The organism is Sandarakinorhabdus sp. (assembly GCF_051860625.1).
In the GTDB taxonomy this organism is placed as follows: domain Bacteria; phylum Pseudomonadota; class Alphaproteobacteria; order Sphingomonadales; family Sphingomonadaceae; genus Sandarakinorhabdus.
The window spans coordinates 1-17,886 of the sequence record NZ_JBHYDQ010000017.1; the positions used below are offsets into that span (position 1 = coordinate 1).

The 17,886-nt window shown below is 66.4% G+C and carries 14 protein-coding genes and 1 tRNA gene; 14 read left to right on the plus strand and 1 reads right to left on the minus strand.

Annotated features, from left to right (window positions below):
- Positions 1–832: 832 nt before the first annotated feature.
- Entirely contained in the window at positions 833–2,632 is a 1,800-nt protein-coding gene (gene mutL, locus ACTIEZ_RS13950) for a DNA mismatch repair endonuclease MutL (protein ID WP_439547296.1), read from the minus strand.
- Between the two features lie 259 nt (positions 2,633–2,891).
- On the opposite strand from mutL, the gene ACTIEZ_RS13955 reads away from it, so the two are divergent.
- From ACTIEZ_RS13955 to ACTIEZ_RS14020, 14 genes are all read left to right on the plus strand, one after another.
- The gene (locus ACTIEZ_RS13955) at positions 2,892–3,932 is read left to right on the plus strand and encodes a rod shape-determining protein (protein WP_439547297.1); all 1,041 of its coding nucleotides are present in this window, start codon (positions 2,892–2,894) and stop codon (positions 3,930–3,932) included.
- A 73-nt stretch (positions 3,933–4,005) separates the two neighbouring features.
- The gene (mreC, locus tag ACTIEZ_RS13960; protein ID WP_439547298.1) at positions 4,006–4,935 is read left to right on the plus strand and encodes a rod shape-determining protein MreC; all 930 of its coding nucleotides are present in this window, start codon (positions 4,006–4,008) and stop codon (positions 4,933–4,935) included.
- Complete coding sequence (mreD, locus tag ACTIEZ_RS13965) at positions 4,932–5,492, plus strand: rod shape-determining protein MreD (protein WP_439547299.1); 561 nt, start codon at positions 4,932–4,934, stop codon at positions 5,490–5,492. Before mreC ends, mreD begins: the two co-directional genes overlap by 4 nt.
- Positions 5,485–7,485 carry a penicillin-binding protein 2 gene (mrdA, locus tag ACTIEZ_RS13970; protein WP_439547300.1) on the plus strand — a complete coding sequence of 667 codons (2,001 nt, stop codon included), beginning with the start codon at positions 5,485–5,487 and terminating at the stop codon, positions 7,483–7,485. The genes mreD and mrdA overlap by 8 nt, the downstream gene beginning before the upstream one ends.
- Positions 7,485–8,594 carry a rod shape-determining protein RodA gene (rodA, locus tag ACTIEZ_RS13975; protein ID WP_439547301.1) on the plus strand — a complete coding sequence of 370 codons (1,110 nt, stop codon included), beginning with the start codon at positions 7,485–7,487 and terminating at the stop codon, positions 8,592–8,594. The genes mrdA and rodA overlap by 1 nt, the downstream gene beginning before the upstream one ends.
- Before the next feature lie 95 nt (positions 8,595–8,689).
- Positions 8,690–8,765 (plus strand) — tRNA-Lys (locus ACTIEZ_RS13980).
- Positions 8,766–8,953: 188 nt separating this feature from the next.
- Positions 8,954–9,895 (plus strand): NAD(P)/FAD-dependent oxidoreductase, encoded by a 942-nt coding sequence (locus ACTIEZ_RS13985; RefSeq protein WP_439547302.1) that lies wholly within the window; start codon positions 8,954–8,956, stop codon positions 9,893–9,895.
- 100 nt (positions 9,896–9,995) lie between these two features.
- Entirely contained in the window at positions 9,996–10,391 is a 396-nt protein-coding gene (locus tag ACTIEZ_RS13990) for a DUF4149 domain-containing protein (RefSeq protein WP_439547303.1), read from the plus strand.
- Positions 10,392–10,887: 496 nt separating this feature from the next.
- Entirely contained in the window at positions 10,888–13,023 is a 2,136-nt protein-coding gene (locus ACTIEZ_RS13995; RefSeq protein WP_439547304.1) for a TonB-dependent hemoglobin/transferrin/lactoferrin family receptor, read from the plus strand.
- A gap of 121 nt (positions 13,024–13,144) precedes the next feature.
- On the plus strand, positions 13,145–14,185 hold the full coding sequence (locus ACTIEZ_RS14000; protein ID WP_439547305.1) for a hemin-degrading factor: 1,041 nt from the start codon (positions 13,145–13,147) through the stop codon (positions 14,183–14,185).
- Positions 14,185–15,069, plus strand: coding sequence for a heme/hemin ABC transporter substrate-binding protein (locus tag ACTIEZ_RS14005; RefSeq protein WP_439547306.1), 885 nt, complete (start codon positions 14,185–14,187; stop codon positions 15,067–15,069). The genes ACTIEZ_RS14000 and ACTIEZ_RS14005 overlap by 1 nt, the downstream gene beginning before the upstream one ends.
- On the plus strand, positions 15,069–16,145 hold the full coding sequence (locus ACTIEZ_RS14010; protein ID WP_439547307.1) for a FecCD family ABC transporter permease: 1,077 nt from the start codon (positions 15,069–15,071) through the stop codon (positions 16,143–16,145). The genes ACTIEZ_RS14005 and ACTIEZ_RS14010 overlap by 1 nt, the downstream gene beginning before the upstream one ends.
- Complete coding sequence (locus ACTIEZ_RS14015; protein WP_439547308.1) at positions 16,142–16,954, plus strand: ABC transporter ATP-binding protein; 813 nt, start codon at positions 16,142–16,144, stop codon at positions 16,952–16,954. Before ACTIEZ_RS14010 ends, ACTIEZ_RS14015 begins: the two co-directional genes overlap by 4 nt.
- The gene (locus ACTIEZ_RS14020) at positions 16,954–17,862 is read left to right on the plus strand and encodes a ChaN family lipoprotein (RefSeq protein WP_439547309.1); all 909 of its coding nucleotides are present in this window, start codon (positions 16,954–16,956) and stop codon (positions 17,860–17,862) included. Before ACTIEZ_RS14015 ends, ACTIEZ_RS14020 begins: the two co-directional genes overlap by 1 nt.
- The last annotated feature ends 24 nt before the right edge of the window (positions 17,863–17,886 follow it).

A 17,886-nucleotide genomic window follows, 5' to 3' on the forward strand; every position in this document is an offset into this window, starting at 1 on the left:
CAGCTTCCCGCCACACGAGTGCGCCAACTACCTCAGAAACTCAGGCTATGCTTCAATCTAAATGCAATCGAGTCTAGATCGTTGTGCCGGTGAGGCCACGCTCGGTCCAAATCTGCTCCGAAATTTTCCAGCAATTCGCCTCCGCCGCAAACCGCCGCTTCTGACTCATCTCGCCCGTTCCGATCGTCTTCTTCCCGGAACCAGATGCCAACGTCCGCTGGTTGGCCCGAACCCAGCGGTGAGAAACGACCCTTCGAAGACCTTTCGGATGTGGTTTCCGGCAGATGGGCAATTCGGCGGCACGCGTTTCAATGTCCAGTTGCGGCATTGGCACCGGTCGCGCGCTGATCGCGCATGTAGTCGATGTCGCAGCTGTATATGGGGCGGTTTATGTCCATTGGCTGACGCATGAGACGAACGCGCGTGCCATGCGTCTCTATGATGATGTCGCCACGCGATCCGGGTTCGTCCAATATCGCGTAGCGATCCCCGGCTAAATGCGCCGAGGCCTTGCATGCAAAAGGACCGGGCGCCTTGCCGAAGGGCGGCATTGAAGAAAGCAATCGGCAGATGTTGGCGGAAGCAGCCGTTCGCGGACGCCCCCAGGATCGTCCAACTTTGGGTCGACAGCAGCCGTGACGACAACGGCTGCGACAGCGGCAGCAATCTTCAATTGCCGTTCCAAAAGCGGCCGGTCGGCAGACGGCCCAATTCTCGCCATCAAATCTGAGGCGCCGATTGTTGCGCATATCATGGCCGATGTGACGATCTTCGTGCTGGTGCTGGGTTCTGCTTGAGGTGATTGCGGCGCGCGCAGCGCTGGCGCGCCCCCTCACCGCCTTCCGAACAATTTTTCGATATCGGTCTTGGCCAGCCGCACCCAGGTTGGGCGGCCGTGGTTGCATTGGCCGCTGTGCGGGGTGATTTCCATTTCGCGCAGCAGGGCGTTCATTTCGGTGACCGACAGGTGCCGGCCGGCGCGGACGCTGCCGTGGCAGGCCATGGTCGCGGCCACAGCGTCCAGCCGCTCCTTCAGGCCCAGCGCCTTGCCGAACGCAGCCAGATCGTCGGCCAGATCGGCGATCAGCCCGCGCACATCGCAGGCGCCGAGCATGGCGGGCGTGGCGCGCACGATGATGGCGGTCGGCCCGAACGTCTCCACCTCCAGGCCAAGCTCGGCCAGTTCCGGCACGCGGGCCGCGATGCGGCCGGCGGCGATTTCGTCAAGCTCCACCACTTCGGGCGCCAGCAGCGCCTGGGACGGCACCGCGCCGCCGGCAAGAGCGCGATTCATGCGCTCCAGGGTCAGGCGTTCGTGCGCGGCATGCTGATCGACGATGATCAGCGCATCCTCGGTTTCGGCGACAATATAGGTGGCGGCAATCTGGCCGCGCGCGGCGCCGAGCGGGAATTGTTGCGGTGGCGGCGCAGGGGCCGGCGTGTGGGCGGCGAACGCGGGCGGGAAGGCTGGCGGCAGTTCGGTGAACAGGCGCGGCGGTTCGGCAAGCGGGCTGGCGAACCCCGGCGATTGCCGCGCAAAGGCCGATATGGGCGGCCCGGCGGCAAAGGCCGGCGGTTGCGGTTCGGCGACGAACGCCGCCAGCGCCGATGTCGCCACCTGGGTGCTGGCACGAATGCCCGCCTCGTCCAGGGCCCGCCGCAGGCCGGACACGATCATGCCGCGTACCATGGCGGCATCCTGAAAGCGCACCTCGGTCTTGGCCGGGTGCACGTTCACATCGACAAAATCATGCGGCACCTGCAGGAACAGCGCCACCACCGGATGGCGATCGCGGGCGAGCAGATCCTGATAAGCCCCGCGCACCGCGCCGACCAGCAGGCGATCACGCACCGGGCGGCGGTTGACGAACAGATATTGATGATCGGCGACCCCGCGGTTCCAGGTCGGCAGCCCGGCCAGCCCGGCCAGGTGCAGGCCATCGCGTTCCAGATCGACCGCCACGGCGTTGCCGGCGAAATCGGCGCCGATGATCGCCGCCAGCCGCGCCAGGCTGCTGGCCGGCGATTGATCGGGCAATCGCGGCAGATTGAGCAGGCGGCGGCCTTCATGTTCGAGCACGAAGCCCACCTGCGGATTGGCCATCGCCAGCCGGCGGATATGATCGTGGCAGGCGGCCAATTCGCTGCGCGCCGATTTCAGGAATTTGCGGCGGGCCGGCACCTGGGCAAACAGGCCTTCGACACGGGCCACGGTGCCGGGCGCCGCGCTGGCCGGGCGATCGGCGGTGATGCGGCCATTGTCGACGAGCAATTCCCAGCCTTCGCCGCCCGCTGTGCGACTGGTGAGTGATAATGTGGCGACCGAGCCGATCGACGGCAGCGCCTCACCGCGAAAGCCCATGGTGGCAATCGCCGACAGATCGCCATCGGGCAATTTGGAGGTGGCGTGGCGTTCGATGGCGAGGCGCAATTGATCGGCGGCCATGCCGATGCCATCGTCGGCGACTTCCAGGCCGTCGATGCCGCCATTGCGGAGCACGACCCTGATGTGGTGGGCGCCAGCATCCAGGGCATTTTCGACCAGTTCCTTGGCGGCACTGGCCGGCCGCTCCACCACTTCGCCGGCAGCGATGCGGTTGATCAGGGTTTCCGGCAGGCGTTGGATGGTCACGAGGGGTGATTTAGGCGCAAATTGCCGGGCTGTCAGCCTGTTCGGGCACCAAATGCGAGACATCGGCCACGGTTGCCCGGGCTTTGGGGCGCGTTATGGCGCACATGGCCACCGGCACGACGGTTTTGCCAGCTTTCCGTGGCCTTTGCCCACCGTTGGACGCTTGCCGAATCGGATGTTCGGGGCCAAAGCCGACGCAATTGCTTGCGCTCGCCGCGCAGCCCTTCACCTTGCCCTCCTGCCTGCGGTTGCCTGTTGTATGTCGGTTTTTTCGCGCATGTTTTCGTTTCTCGCCCAGGACATGGCCATTGATTTGGGCACGGCCAACACGCTGGTTTATGTGCGCGGCCGCGGCATCGTGCTGAACGAACCCAGCGTGGTCGCCATCGAAACCATTCGCGGCAACAAGGTGGTGCGCGCGGTCGGCAATGAAGCCAAGGTGATGATGGGGCGCACGCCGGGCAATATCGAATGTATCCGCCCCTTACGCGATGGCGTGATTGCCGACATCGATGTTGCCGAACAGATGATCAAGCATTTCATCAAGAAAGTGCAGACCAGCCGTTTCGGTCGTTATCCGGAAATCGTCATCTGCGTGCCATCGGGTTCGACCAGCGTTGAAAAGCGCGCCATCCGCGATGCGGCCAACAATGCCGGCGCCACCCAGGTTTACCTGATCGAAGAACCGATGGCCGCCGCCATCGGTGCCGGCATGCCGGTTACCGAACCGATCGGATCGATGGTCGTCGATATCGGCGGCGGCACTACCGAAGTTGCCGTGCTGTCGTTGAAGGGCCTGGCCTATACGACCAGCGTGCGCGTCGGCGGGGACAAGATGGACGAAGCCATCGTCAACTATGTACGGCGCAACCATAATTTGCTGATCGGCGAAATGACCGCCGAGCGAATCAAGAAGGAAGTCGGCACCGCCAAGCGTCCGGCCGACGGGGTTGGGCTGACCATCGACATCAAGGGCCGCGACCTGATGAACGGTGTGCCCAACGAAATCCAGATCAGCCAGGCCCAGATCGCCGAGGCGCTGGCCGAACCGGTCGCCACCATTGTCGAAGGCGTGCGTGCGGCGCTGGAAAACACCCAGCCCGAACTGGCCGCCGATATCGTCGATCAGGGCATCGTGCTGACCGGCGGCGGCGCCCTGCTGGCCAATCTTGATGTCGTGCTGCGCGAAGCCACCGGTCTGCCGGTGAGCGTCGCCGACGAACCCCTCACCTGCGTTGCCATCGGCACCGGCCGCGCGCTGGAAGACCCGATGTACCGCGGGGTGTTGATCAGCGCCTGAACCACTGTTTCGCCTGCATCGGGGACCTGCTGGCACCATGGACTGGACACCTGCCCCCCGCCGTTCGAGCGCCATGCGCCGCGAACAAAATCTCTCGCTGGTTTCGGCGGTGATGTCTGGCGCGCTGATTGCGGCTGGCCTGCTGCTGCTGCTGGTGGCGCGGGTGAACCCCGATACCGCTGCTGGCATGCGCCGGGTCGCGACCGATCTGGTGGCGCCGGTGTGGGGCGTGGTGCGGGCGCCCATCGATGGCCTGGCCCGGCTTGGTGACGAGGTCGCCGGCTATTTCGGCGCCATTTCCCGCGCCAAAGCATTGGAATCCGAACTTGATCTGGCCAACCAGCGCCTGCGCCAATCCCGGGTCCAGGCCCGCGAACTCCTGCAGTTGAAACGGCTCATGGCGGTGCGCGAACCCAGAAGGCAGGTGATCGTCACCACCCGGATCGCGGCGGCGACATCGGGCAGCGTCGTGCGCTTTGCCATGCTGGCCGTGGGCGCCACCGCTGGGGTCACTCGCGACATGCCAGTGATCGGCGCCGATGGCCTGGTCGGCCGCACCCTCGATGTCGGCCAGATCGCCAGCCGGGTGCTGCTGATCACCGATCCGCTCAGCCGGGTGCCGGTCATCGTCGAGCGCACCGGCCAGGCCGGGCTCGCCGCCGGGCGCAACCTGCCCACGCTGCTGCTGATCGATCGCGTCGGGCCCGATCTGCCGCTGCGCGTTGGCGATCGCATCGTCACGTCCGGCGATGGCGGCGTGTTTCCCCCTGGTGTGGTGGTGGGCCAGGTGATCGATGCCCGTGCGGATGGGCCGGTGATCCGCCCGGCGCAGCCGCCGCTTGGCGCCGGCTATGTCACCGTGGAAACCGCCTGGTTGCCGATGCCCGAAGCGGCCGAGACCGGCCCGGTATTCGACGCGCCGGTGCCTGTCGAAGCGCGCAGCCGCGGTGCGCCCCGCCCACGTTTGCGCAGCGATCCCGCCACAGCGGCCCCGATGCCATGATCGCCTCACCGCCGCCCCCGGCTCTGTTGATGACACCCGCCGAACGCCGGCGCTGGCTGCTGGCCAGCTGGCGCTATGCCGTGCCGGCGCTGGTCAGCATCTGGCTGCTGCTGCTGATGCTGGCGCCGTTGCCGTTGGTGGTGCCGGTGATGCCGCATCTCGGCCTGATGGGGGTGCTGGCCTGGGCCATGTTGCAACCGGGCCTGATGCCGCCGTGGGTAGCCTTTTTCGTCGGCGCGCTGGCCGATCTGCTGTTCGGTCAACCGCTTGGCGTCAATGCCACCCTGTTTGCGCTTGCCGCCAGTGTGATGCGGCTGTTCGAACGGCGCGTCGGGCGGCATGGCCATGGCTTTGATTGGGCGGTGGCGGCGGCGGTCATGCTGGGCGTGACGGCGCTCACCGGTCCGCTGATGGCTGTCGCCGGGCGGCCGGTGCCGATCGAACCGATGCTGTGGCAATGGCCGGCCAGCCTGATGGCCTGGCCGCTGGTGGTGCGCTTTGCCGCCGCGATTCAGCGCCGGCTGGTGGCATCCATGCCCGGTTGGCGCCATGGATGATCCGGTCCGCCGCCTGGGATTTTCGCGCCGGGCGCTGCTGCTCGGCGCTGGCATGGCCGGCACCGGCGGCTTGCTGGCCGGGCGCCTCGCCTGGCTGTCCTTGTTCGAAGGCGAACGTTACCAACTGAGGGCGCAGGAAAATCGCATTCAGAACCGGCTGATCCCGCCGCGCCGCGGCTGGATCGTCGATCGCAATGGCAAGCCGCTGGCGATGAACCGTCCCGATTATCGGCTTGAGCTGCGCCCCGCCGAAGTGGACGATGTCGATGCCACCCTGAATGCGATCCGTGCGGTCATCGATCTTGATCTCAATGACGAACTTCGCATCCGGGATGACATCAACACCCAGCCGAGCTTCATGCCGGTGGTGGTGCGCCAGAATCTGAGCTGGCCGGAATTTTCCGCCTGCAACGTGCGGCTGGCCACCCTTCCCGGCGTGGAGGCCGTGCAGAGCTTTTCGCGTTTCTACCCGGAAGGCGAACGGCTCGCCCATCTGCTCGGCTATGTCGGCGCACCCACGCCGGAACAATATCGCGAAGATCGCAATCCGCTGTTGATTTACCCAGGCTTTCGCATCGGCAAGGATGGCATCGAACGCCACGAAGACCGGCGCTTGCGCGGCGCTGCCGGTGCGTCGCGGGTGGAAGTGACCGCCCGCGGCGAGCTGGTGCGCGAATTGGGCACGCGCGCCGATCAGCCTGGCGACACATTGAAACTCACCATCGATCGCGCCCTGCAAAGCTACACCGCCCGCCGCCTGGCCGACAATTCCGGCAGCGTGATCGTGATCGATTGCCTGACCGGCGATCTGCACTGCATGGTCTCGATGCCGGCCTATGATCCCAACATCTTCTCCCGGCGGGTGCCCACCAGCCTGTGGAAAGCCTTGCAGGAAGATGATCACACGCCGCTGCTGAACAAGAGCGCGATGGGCCTGTATCCGCCAGGCTCGACGTTCAAGATGGTGACGGCGCTGGCCGCGCTGGAGGCGGGCGTGGACCCCAGTGAATCCGTTGGCTGCAGCGGTGCCTATCGGCTGGGCAACAACACCTGGCACTGCCACGCCAGGCGCGGCCATGGCGGCGTCAACATGCATCGCGCGCTGCCCTTGTCGTGCGACACCTATTTCTATGTGATGGGGCGGCGTATCGGCATCGATGCCATCGCCGCGATGGCGCGCCGGCTCGGGCTGGGCGAGGAATATCTGCTGCCGGTGCCCGGCCAGGCCAGCGGCATCGTGCCGGACAAGGCGTGGAAGCAGCGCCGCTATGGCAAGAACTGGCGCGAAGGCGAGACGCTGAACGCCGCCATCGGCCAGGGCTATATCATCACCAACCCCTTGCAATTGGCGGTGATGACGGCGCGGTTGGCCAGCGGGCGCGCCGTGATGCCCCGGCTGATTGCCCCCGAACCCAACAACGCGCAGGCGCCCGAATTTCCTTCGCTGGGGATTCCCGAAGCGCATCTGGCCCTCGTGCGCCAAGGCATGATCGATGTGGTCAATGCCGGCTTTGGTACCGCTCGCGCCGCGCGCAGCCCGGTGCCCGACGTGATGATTGCCGGCAAGACCGGCACGGCCCAGGTGCGCCGCATCAGCATGGCCGAGCGCCGCCGCGGCGTGATCCGCAACGAAGCCCTGCCCTGGAAACAACGCGACCATGCGCTGTTCGTGGCCTTTGCCCCGGCCAGCAGCCCGCGCTATGCCGCCTCGGTGATCCTGGAACATGGTATTGCCGGCGGGCGATATGCTGCGCCAATTGCGCGTGATGTGCTGACCTATTTGTTCGAACCGGAACGGGCGCTCGCCGTGCTGCCGCCGATCGAAGCTGATGCTGCACGCCGCCGGGCCGAGCGTGCCGTCGCGGAAACCGCCGCCAACATCGCGCAAGAACGGCAACAGATGATGCCGAGCTGGCTGAAAATCGATCTGGCGCCGCCGGAATACGAGATTTCCGATGCGGACACGCCGCAGCACCCCAGAGAACTCGAGTGATGGATCTGCTGAACGGCCCCTGGCAGCGAGAGCTGGCCCGCCTGCCGTGGGGCGTGGTGCTGATGGTGGTCGCCATCGCCGGTTTCGGCCTTGTGGTGCTCTATTCCGCGGCCGGCGGTGCGCTCGATCCCTGGGCGCTGAAACAGGGCGTGCGCTTTGCCATCCTGTTGGGCATGGCACTGGCCTTGGCGCTGGTGCCGCCCGAGCGCTGGCTGGCCTGGGCCTGGCCGATCTACGGCATATTGCTGGTGGCGCTGCTGGGTGTGGAGTTGGCAGGCGCCGTGCGTGGCGGCAGCCAGCGCTGGCTCAACATCGGCGTCATGCAATTGCAGCCGTCGGAATTGATGAAGATCGGCATCGTGCTGGTGATGGCGCGATATTATCATTTCGTGCCAAAGGGATATGAAAGCAAACCAGACGTGTTGCTGCCGGCGCTGGCGTTGATCGCCATGCCGGCCGCACTGGTGATGCTGCAGCCGGATCTGGGCACCGCCTTGTCGATCGTGTTCGGCGGCGTGGTCGTGCTGTTCCTCGCTGGCGTGCGGCTGTGGCTGTTTGGCGCTGCCGCTGCCGCGATGGCTGCCATGCTGCCGATCGCCTGGTCGATGCTGCACGATTATCAACGCAAACGCGTGCTGATCTTCCTCGATCCCGAATCCGATCCACGCGGCGCCGGCTATCACATCACCCAAAGCAAGATCGCCATCGGATCGGGCGGCCTGTCCGGCAAGGGGTTTCTGAACGGCACCCAGAGCCATCTGGATTATCTGCCGGAACTGCACACCGATTTCGCCTTTGCCACGATGGCTGAGGAATGGGGCCTGCTCGGCGGCCTGTATGTGATCATCCTGTATGGTTGCGTGTTGGCCTGGGGCATCCGCACCGCCATGAACGCCGGCAGTCAGTTTCAGCGCCTGCTGTGCGTCGGCCTGGTGGCGACGCTGTTTTTCTATCTGGCAATCAACATGATGATGGTGATGGGGCTGGCGCCCGTCGTGGGCATTCCCTTGCCGCTGATCAGTTGGGGCGGCAGCGCGATGATGACGGTGATGATCCTGCTCGGCCTGGTCATGGGCATCGCCCGCGCCAACCGCCTTCGGCTCGATTGACCGCCAGAAACCGGTTTACAAGCCCCCCTCCCCCTGTTAACTGCGCGCTCCCGACGGGTTGCGACACCCGCTTCGGTCGCCCAATATGGCGGAATGGACGCATAGCTCAGTCGGTAGAGCAGCTGACTCTTAATCAGCGGGTCCTTGGTTCGAGCCCAAGTGCGTCCACCATATTTTCAACAAGTTAGCTATCGCGTCTAGCAAGCGATACGAACCGTGTAGGCGTTGGGTAAGCGCAGTGCGGATCATCGTGACAGGTGCTGCCGGGCCTGTCGGAATGCCGGGCTTGGAAAATGCGCATCGGCGCTGCGGTCATTCGGCAACTGGCATTCGCAGCTCAGGCCGCGCAAGGGCAACGCATGGATCGCGATATTGTCATCATTGGCGCCGGCATGGCGGGGCTGGCGTGTGCCCGGCGGCTGGCGGCGGCGGGCCGCAAGCCGCTGGTGCTGGACAAGGGGCGCGGCATTGGCGGGCGCATGGCGACACGGCGGGTTGAACTGCCGGAAGGGCCGATAAGTTTCGATCATGGCGCCCAATATCTGACCGTACGCGATGCCGGTTTTGCTGCGGCGATGGCAGCGCTCGGCCCTGCCGTTGCGCGCTGGATGACGGATGCGGGCAAGGACAAGCTGGTGGGTGTGCCCGGCATGTCCGGCCTGCCCCGCGCCATGGCGGCCGGTCTGGATGTGCAAACCGGCATGGCGGTGACGGCGGTGCAGGCGGTGGCTGGTGGCTGGCAGGTGACGGCCGGCCATCTGATGGTGACGGCCCGGCAGCTGGTGATGGCCGTGCCGGCTCCGCAGGCCGCGCAGTTGCTGGGACCGGCGCATGGCCTTCATTCGCGATTGGCGGATGTGGCGATGGCACCGTGCCTGACCCTGATGGCGGCCTTTGCTGGCGATGCACCGCGTCCGTTCATCACACGCAGCGCCGATGATCACCCGCTGACCTGGATTGCGCAGGACAGCAGCAAGCCTGGGCGCAGTGATGAAGTCACCGCCTGGGTCGCGCAGGCCAGCGCCGACTGGAGCGCCCGGCATATCGAAGACACAGCCGACACCATCGCCCAACACATGCTGCCGATGCTGGCCGCGGTGATCGGCTGCCAGCCGCAGGCAGCTATCCATGCCGCCGCCCATCGCTGGCGCTATGCAAGGGTGGTGCAACCCCTGGGGGTGCCGTGCCTGACCAGCGACGACGGCAGTCTGCATGTTGGCGGTGACTGGTGCCTGGGCGACCGTGTGGAAGATGCCTGGCGCAGCGGCACGGCGATGGCGGAAGCTCTGCTGACGCGGTGAAACGCCCGCGCCGCGATGTGCCACGCGCCCTTGTGCCTCATGTCCGCTGCGCCCCGACGCAGGCACTGCTGTATCGGCATTTTCTGTTTGGATATTGGCGATGACTTTGTTGGCGCTGCTCGCTACTGCCCTGCTGTTTGGCGGCATGGTGCTGTATAGCTTTGGCTTTGCGGCGTTCCTGTTCACGGCCTTGCCGGCTGACACCGCTGGCCGAACGCTGCGCCGGGCCTTTCCGCTTTTCTATCTGTTCGTGATGGCCTGTGCCGGCGTCGCGGCGGCCTTGTTGTGGCCGACCGATCGGCAATCGGCGTTGTTGATGGCCGCCATTGCCGTGACGACACTGCCAACGCGGCAATGGCTGATGCCGGCGATCAACCGCGCGACCGACGCCGGGAACACGACAGGTTTCAAAGGCCTGCACGGCTTGTCGGTGGTCATCACGCTTGCGCATATCGGCGTGGCTGGCGTCGTGCTGGCCCGGTTCATCATGGAATGAACGGCGCGAACACGCGCTGCATTCGCGTGACTTTGCCGAAAGGCTGAACGTTGCACCGCGCAGCGATGACCGACAATTTCGCAAAGCCAAATACCGATAAGGGTCGTCGACGCCAGCGCTGACAGACGCGCGCTGACGGCCGATCGCGATCGAGCGTTCGCCAAGGGTCAGGCTGTTGGTGCTGACCGCGATCCGGAAATCCACATCTTTGCTGGCATTGGCACCCACGGCGGCCGCTTTCGCGACCAAGGCCTGTGCCGGACGCTTGCGCACGCCATGCTCTATTTGCTAACGAGACTGCGAATCACTCGCAAGAAAGGATCTCGCAGCAATGCGTGGCAGTAGAATTCATGGCGCTCCATCCCGGTCATGCCGGCCGATAAGCCTGTTGACACTCGGCCTGGTCCCGGCGCTTTGCTGTGCCGCCCCGGCAGCGCACGCCGGGACAACCGAAGACATTCCCGCCGCCGCAGCGTTGGACGATCTTGCCGCTCCGGTGATTACGGTCACTGCGACGCGCACCCCGACCGATGTTGCCGACGTGCCGGCCATCGTCAGTGTGATTACCGCCGAGGATATCCAGAACAATCTGATGGAAGACATCAAGGATCTGGTGCGTTTCGAACCCGGCATCGACGTGCGCACCCAGCCCAGCCGCCCCGGCGCGGCGCTGGCCGGCACCGGGCGTGACGGCAACAGCGGCTTCACGGTGCGCGGCCTGTCCGGCAACCGCGTGTTGATCCAGCAGGATCTCATCCGCCTGCCCGATGCCTTCGCCTTTGGCGGGCAGAGCGTCGGGCGCGGCGATTATGCCGATATCGAACTGCTGAAATCGGTCGAATTCCTGCGCGGGCCGCAAGCGGCGCTTTATGGTTCGGACGGGGTCGCCGGCGCCGTCAGCTTCACGACCCGCGATCCCGAAGATCTGATCGAGGATGGCAACAGCATCGGTGCCCGTGCCCGGCTTGGCTATACCGGCGCCGATGAAGGCTGGGCGAAGTCGCTGATGCTGGCCGGGCGGATCGGGGCGTTGTCGGCGCTGATTGCCTACAGCCGCCGCGACAATGGCCCGGCCCGCAATTTCGGTACCAACGCATCCGAAAATGCCACGCGCACCGTACCCAATCCGCTGGAGGCCAACAGCGATTCGCTGCTCGGCAAGTTGGTGCTCGATGCCGGTGGCGGCCACAAGCTGCGGCTGACCGGCGAACTGGTGCGCAGCGAGACGATTTCCGACGTGCTCACCGGCCGCACGCCGCGGCCGCCGTCGGGCGTGCTGCCGCCAACGGCAGTGATTGATCTTGATCTGCAGGATGATCTGTCCCGCGACCGCGTCAGTCTCGATTGGCGCTATGGCGGCGCCGGGCTGGTGGAGGATGCCTTCCTGATCGTCTTCCGGCAGACCAGCCGCAGCCGTCAGCAGAGTTTCGAGGATCGCAACACCGCGCCCGATCGCATCCGCGACAACCAGTTCAACAATCGCGTCACCGGCGTCAACGGCCAGGTGGCGCTGAAATTCGCCACGGGCGCGGTGAAGCACCGGGTGCTGGTTGGCGGGGATTTTTCCCGTACCCGGCAAAGCGGGCTGCGCGATGGCACCGTGCCGCCGTTCGGGGAGACTTTTCCGACCAAGGCCTTCCCGGACACCGATTACGACCAGGGCGGTGTCTTCATCCAGGACAGTATCGACATCGCGGATGGGCGCCTGCTGCTCTATCCGGCGCTGCGGCTCGATCATTACCGGCTCGGCACGGGCAATGATCCGCAGTTCCCCGGCCAGGCGGTGAATTCGTCGGGTGAACGTCTGTCGCCCAAGCTTGGCCTGGTCGGCTGGATCACGCCGGCGTTCGGCCTGTTTGCCAGCTATGCCGAAGGCTTCCGCAGCCCGACGCCGGGCCAGGTCAACAACGGCTTCATCAATCCGGTGGCTGGTTATCTTTCGCTGGGCAATCCCGATCTGCGTCCGGAAACCAGCCGATCCTGGGAGGGCGGCCTGCGCCTGAGGGAGGCGAAGCTGGGCGGCATCACGCTGAATGGGCAGATCAACGGCTTTATCGCCAATTATCGCAATTTCATCGATCAGGTGCAGGTGTCGGGCAGCTTCCGGCCGCAGGACCCGGCGATCTTCCAGTTCATCAACTTTGCCAGCGTCCGCACCGAAGGCATCGAAGCCAAGCTGGATGCGACACTGGGTAGCGGCTTTGGTTTCAACCTGGCGGCGGCCTGGGCACAGGGCACCTCGACCGGTGTCCGGCCCGGCCAGACAGCGGTGCAAACGCCGTTGTCGCCGATCAGTCCGTTCAACCTGGTAGCGGGCGTCAATTGGCGTGGCCTGGATGACCGGTTGTTCCTGCAGGCGATCATGACGCACAGCGCCGGCAAGCAACAGAATGAGATCGCCGAGGCCTGCTCGCCGAATTGCTTTGCCAGCCCGGCCTTTACCATCGTCGATCTGACGGCGGCGTTCAGCATCAACGACCATGCCCAGGCGCGCATCGGGATTTTCAACCTCACCAACCGCAAATACTGGTGGTGGAACGATGTGCGCGGCCTGGCCGGCAATTCGCCGATTGCCGATGCCTTCACCATGCCGGGTCGCAATGCCAGTGCCAGCCTGATCCTGCGGTTCTGAGCTGCGGCTGATGGATGCCCCAGGCCAACCAGACGGCATCCCGATGAAAAACATGCTGGATTCTGCGCCGGAAATATGTTGTCGCTATTGCGACTGACTCGCGTTCGCGAAAGGTAAGCCAATGACTCAGACTGCAACTGCAACTGCCCCTGCCCCTGCAACCGCCGCCCGCCCGCTGCGTCCGATCGAGGCCGCCGCTGCGCTCGGACTGTCGGAAGGCGAATGGCTGACCCGCCATGCGCCGGCCACGCTGGGCGTACGCGTCACCCGGCTGGGCGCGCCGGCGGGCGCGATCCTGAACGCACTCACCCCGCTTGGCACGGTGATGGCGCTCACACGCAACCCGGCCTGCGTGCACGAGAAAGACGGGGTCTATGATCATGTCGATATCGGTCCCGGCATGGGGCTGGTGGTGAACCACGACATCGATCTGCGCCTGTTCATGCGCCATTGGGCCAGCGCCTATGCCGTGGAAACGCCGGAGGCCGACGGCGGCGTTCGCCATTCGCTCCAGTTCTTCAATCGGCACGGCATCGCTGTTCACAAGATCTTTGCGCGCCCTGTCACGGACATGGACGCCTGGGCGGCGCTGGTGAAGCGCTTTGCGGCGGATTTCGAAACCGTTTCGGCCGAACCGAAACCATATCCGGCGTCGGTTCGCCCTGATGCCGAGATCGACGTGGCCGCCCTGCGCGCGGGCTGGGCGAAATTGCAGGACGTGCATGATTTCTTCGGGCTGCTGCGCAAGCTGAAGGCGCACCGGCAACAGGCCTTGCGCCTTGCGGGCGCGCCCTATGCCCGCCCGGTCGCCAAAACGGCCATCCGCGCCCTGCTGGAAGACTGCGCCGCGCGCGCGATCCCGATCATGTGTTTTGTCGGCAACGAGGCCTGCATCCAGATCCACAGCGGCCCGGTTCACAATGTGAAGGTGATGGGCCCCTGGCTCAATGTGCTGGACAAGGGCTTCAACCTGCACCTGCGCGAGGACATGATTGCAGCCGCCTATGCGGTGTGGAAGCCGCAAGCGGACGCCGCCGTCCATTCGATCGAGCTGTTCGCCGATGATGGCAGCCTGATCGCCCAATTCTTTGGGGAGCGCAAACCGGGGCGGCCGGAAATCCCGGCCTGGGCCGAACGCGTTCAGGCCATCGCGAGCCTGTGATGATCAACCGTCGCCGCCTGATCGCCCGTGGCCTGGCGCTGGCTGCCCTGCCGTCGCTGGCACCGGGGCTGGCACCGTCGCTCAGCCCGGCGCTGGCCCAGCCGGCGCGGCGGGTGGTGGCGCTGGGGTCCGATGTGGCCGAAACCCTGTTTGCCATCGGTGCCGGCGCCGCTGTGGTGGCCACGGACGACACGGCCAATTTCCCCGCCGCAGCGGAAAGCCTCCCCAAGCTGGGCTATCTGCGCAGCCTTGCCCCTGAACCCATAATTGCCGCCCGGCCCGGCCTGATCATCGCGGCGGATGGCGCCGGCCCGGACGCGGTGCTGCGCCAGGTGGAAAGCGCCGGCGTGACCATCCTGCGCCTGCCAGCCGGCCATGCCCCTGCCGACGTCGCTGCGCGCATCCGCCTGATCGGCAATGCCGTTGGCGCCGCTGCGGCGGCCGACCGGTTGGCCCGCGACGTGCTGGCCCGGCTGGCACTGCCCTTGCCGGCGCGCTGGGCGCCGCCGCGCTGCCTGCTGGTGCTGGCACAGGCCCCCGGCCGTATCCTGGCCGCCGGCCAGAACAGCGCCGGCGACAGCTTCATCCGGCTGGCCGGCGGGCAAAACATCTTCAGGGCCGATGGCTACAAGCCGCTTTCGGCAGAAGCGGCCATTGCCGGCACGCCCGCCATCATCATCGTGCCTTCGCATGTCATCGGCCTTGCCGGCGGGCTTGAGCGTCTGAAGGCGGACCCGGTGTTCGCCGGGACCCCGGCCGGCCGCACCGGGCGCTTTCATGTCGTGGACAGCCAGGCGGCGCTTGGCTTTGGCCCACGCCTGCCCGATGCCGTGGCGGCCGCCCGCAAGGCGCTGGCGCCGCTGGCTGTGCTGCGGGCAACGTGATGGCCAGCCTTGCCGCACCACTGGCAAACCAATCCGCGCTGTCGCGGCCGGTGAAGTTGGGGCTGGCACTTATCGTCTTGCTGCTGGTTTCGATGGTCGCCAACCTGCGGCTGGGCGCGGTGGCGATCAGCAGTGCCGACCTGCTGGCGGTGTTCACCGGCGCGATGCCGGCCGATCCGTCCGCCAAACTGGTGCTGATGGGCATCCGCCTGCCAAGAATGCTGGCCGCCATGGCGGTTGGCGCCGCGCTGGCCCTGGCCGGGGCCGCAATGCAGGCACTGTTCCGCAACCCGCTGGCCGAGCCCGGCCTGCTCGGCGTTTCGACAGGCGCGGCGCTGGGTGCAGCGGGCTGGCTGGTGTTCGGCAGTACGGTGGCGGCTTTGCTGCCCGGCGCGATGGCGCCGCTGCTGCCGTTCGGCCTGCCGTTGATGGGGTTCGTGGGCGCCGTTGCCGCCATCGTGCTGGTGCTGGCCCTGGGCGCGCGCAGCCGCGGACCGGAAGCCACGCTGCTGATGCTGCTGATCGGCATTGGGGTGAACGCCATGGGCGGCGCCCTGATCGGCACGGCCAGCTATGTCGCGACCGACAACGAACTGCGCGCGCTCAGCACCTGGATGATGGGATCGCTGGCGCAGGTGGAGCGGCCCGTGCTGGTGCCAGCGCTGTTGCTGCTGGGGCTGGCGACGGCCGGCATCGTTGCCACGGCCCGCGCACTGGATCTCCTGGCGCTGGGTGAGGCGCCGGCGCGCCATCTTGGCCTCGATACCGATCGTCTGCGTCGGCGGGTTGGCTTGTTGGTCGCCTTGATCGTCGGGTGTGCAGTGGCGCTTTCGGGCATCATCGGCTTTGTCGGCCTGATCGTGCCGCATATCGTCCGGCTGATCGCCGGGCCCGGACATCGGGCGTTGCTGCCCCTGGCAGCGCTGGGCGGTGCAGCGGCCTTGTCTCTGGCCGATCTGGCGGCGCGCCTGGTGGCGCTGCCGGCGGAGGTGCCGGTCGGCATCGTGATGGCGCTCATCGGCGCGCCGGCCTTTCTGGCGCTGCTGCTGGGCCGGGTCCGCGGAGGCATGGCATGAGCCTGGAACTGATCAATGTGCGGATCGCACGCGGCAGGCGCATCTTGCTTCAGGGTCTGGACGCGGCACCGCCGGCTGGCTGCCTGACCCTGATCGCCGGGCCCAACGGTGTTGGAAAATCCACCCTGCTCGATACGTTGGCCGGTGATGTGGCGCCCGCCCACGGGCAGGTGTTGCTTGATGGTCGACCGATTCATCGCTTGCCGCTGGGTCAGCAGGCGCGCCGTCGGGCGTATCTGCCGCAACGTGTGACGGTGGCTTTCGCCTTTCCGGTCATCGACGTGGTGGCCATGGGGCTGGCGCCGTTCGGGCTTTCGTCAACCGCCGGTCCCGGCAAGGCCATCGTGGAAGCCGCCATGGCCGATGCCGACGTGGCCCGCTTTGCCGGCCGCCCGGCAACGCAGCTTTCCGGGGGCGAACAACAGCGGGTGCACATCGCCCGCACGCTGGCGCAGGTGGAGGCTGCCTTTGTCAGCGGCATCGCCCACCCGCTGTTGCTGCTCGACGAGCCGCTCACCGGGCTGGATTATGCGCACCAGTTCGCGCTGATGCGCCGCTTTGCCCGCGCTGCACGCGATGGCGCCTGCACTTGGATTTCGCTCCATGATCTGATGCTTGGTGCGCCCTATGCCGATCAAATGTTGCTGCTTGCGCCCGGGCAGGCACCGCGCTTTGCCGCCCCGGCCACGCTGCTGAAACCGGATCTCATCGCCGCCACCTTCGCGCTCAGCCCCTGCGAAGCGGCGCGCGTGCTGGCCGCGACCGGCGATCTGTCACAGCGGCCGCCCCTGAACATTGCTGCCGAATGATGGCTGCGCTTGCAGCCGTGGTCGCTGCGGCGCTGGCGCAGGCGCCGTTGCAGGCGCCGTCGGCTCAGCCCGCCGTCGCGCCCTGCCTCGCGGCCGGCCAGTGGCGCGATGGCAATGGCCAGCCGCTGGCCGGTGCCGATGCGCTGGCGGCCGCCGCACGGGCGCGCATCGTGCTGCTCGGCGAAGCCCACGCCACGCCAGGCATTCACGCCTGGCAGGCCGAGATTGCCGAAACCCTGGCGCGCGACACCCGCACCCTGGTGATCGCTGTCGAATGGCTGCCGCGCAGCGCCCAGCCTGCGCTGGACCGCTTTGTGGCGGGCATCACCGATGAGGCGCAATTTCTGGCCGAAAGCGATTGGAAAAATCTCTGGCGCCACGATTTTGCCGCCTATCGCCCGGTGTTTGCCCTGGCCCGTGAACGGCGCATCCCTCTGCGCGCGCTCAATATCGACCGCGACGTGGTGCGCACCACGTCGCGACTGGGGATCGATGCCGGGCTGGCGGCTGCAATCGCCGCCGGCTCACCGGTGGGGCGCCCGGCCGAGCCGACAGCCGCTTATCGAACCCGGCTGGAAGCCAGCCTTGCCGAGCATGGCAAGCCCGGCGATCCGCCGCCTCCACCCGAAAGGCTGGCGCGGTTCATGGCTGCACAAGGCATGTGGGACCGCGCCATGGCCGAAGCCATCGCCGCCATCCTGGCGCAGCAGCCAGACGCCCGCGTGGTGGGCATGATGGGCCTTGGTCATGTCGAAGGCGGTGATGGCGTCGCGCACCAGCTCGCCGCGCTTGGTCATCGCAGTGTGTTTTCGGCCATTGCCGGGATTGCCGATCCCGATGACGCCGACACCTGTGATCCCGGGATCAACCAGGGACACCTGCTGGCTGGCTGGCGCCGGCCAGGCTGAATTCAGACCGCCGGTGACCGTCGG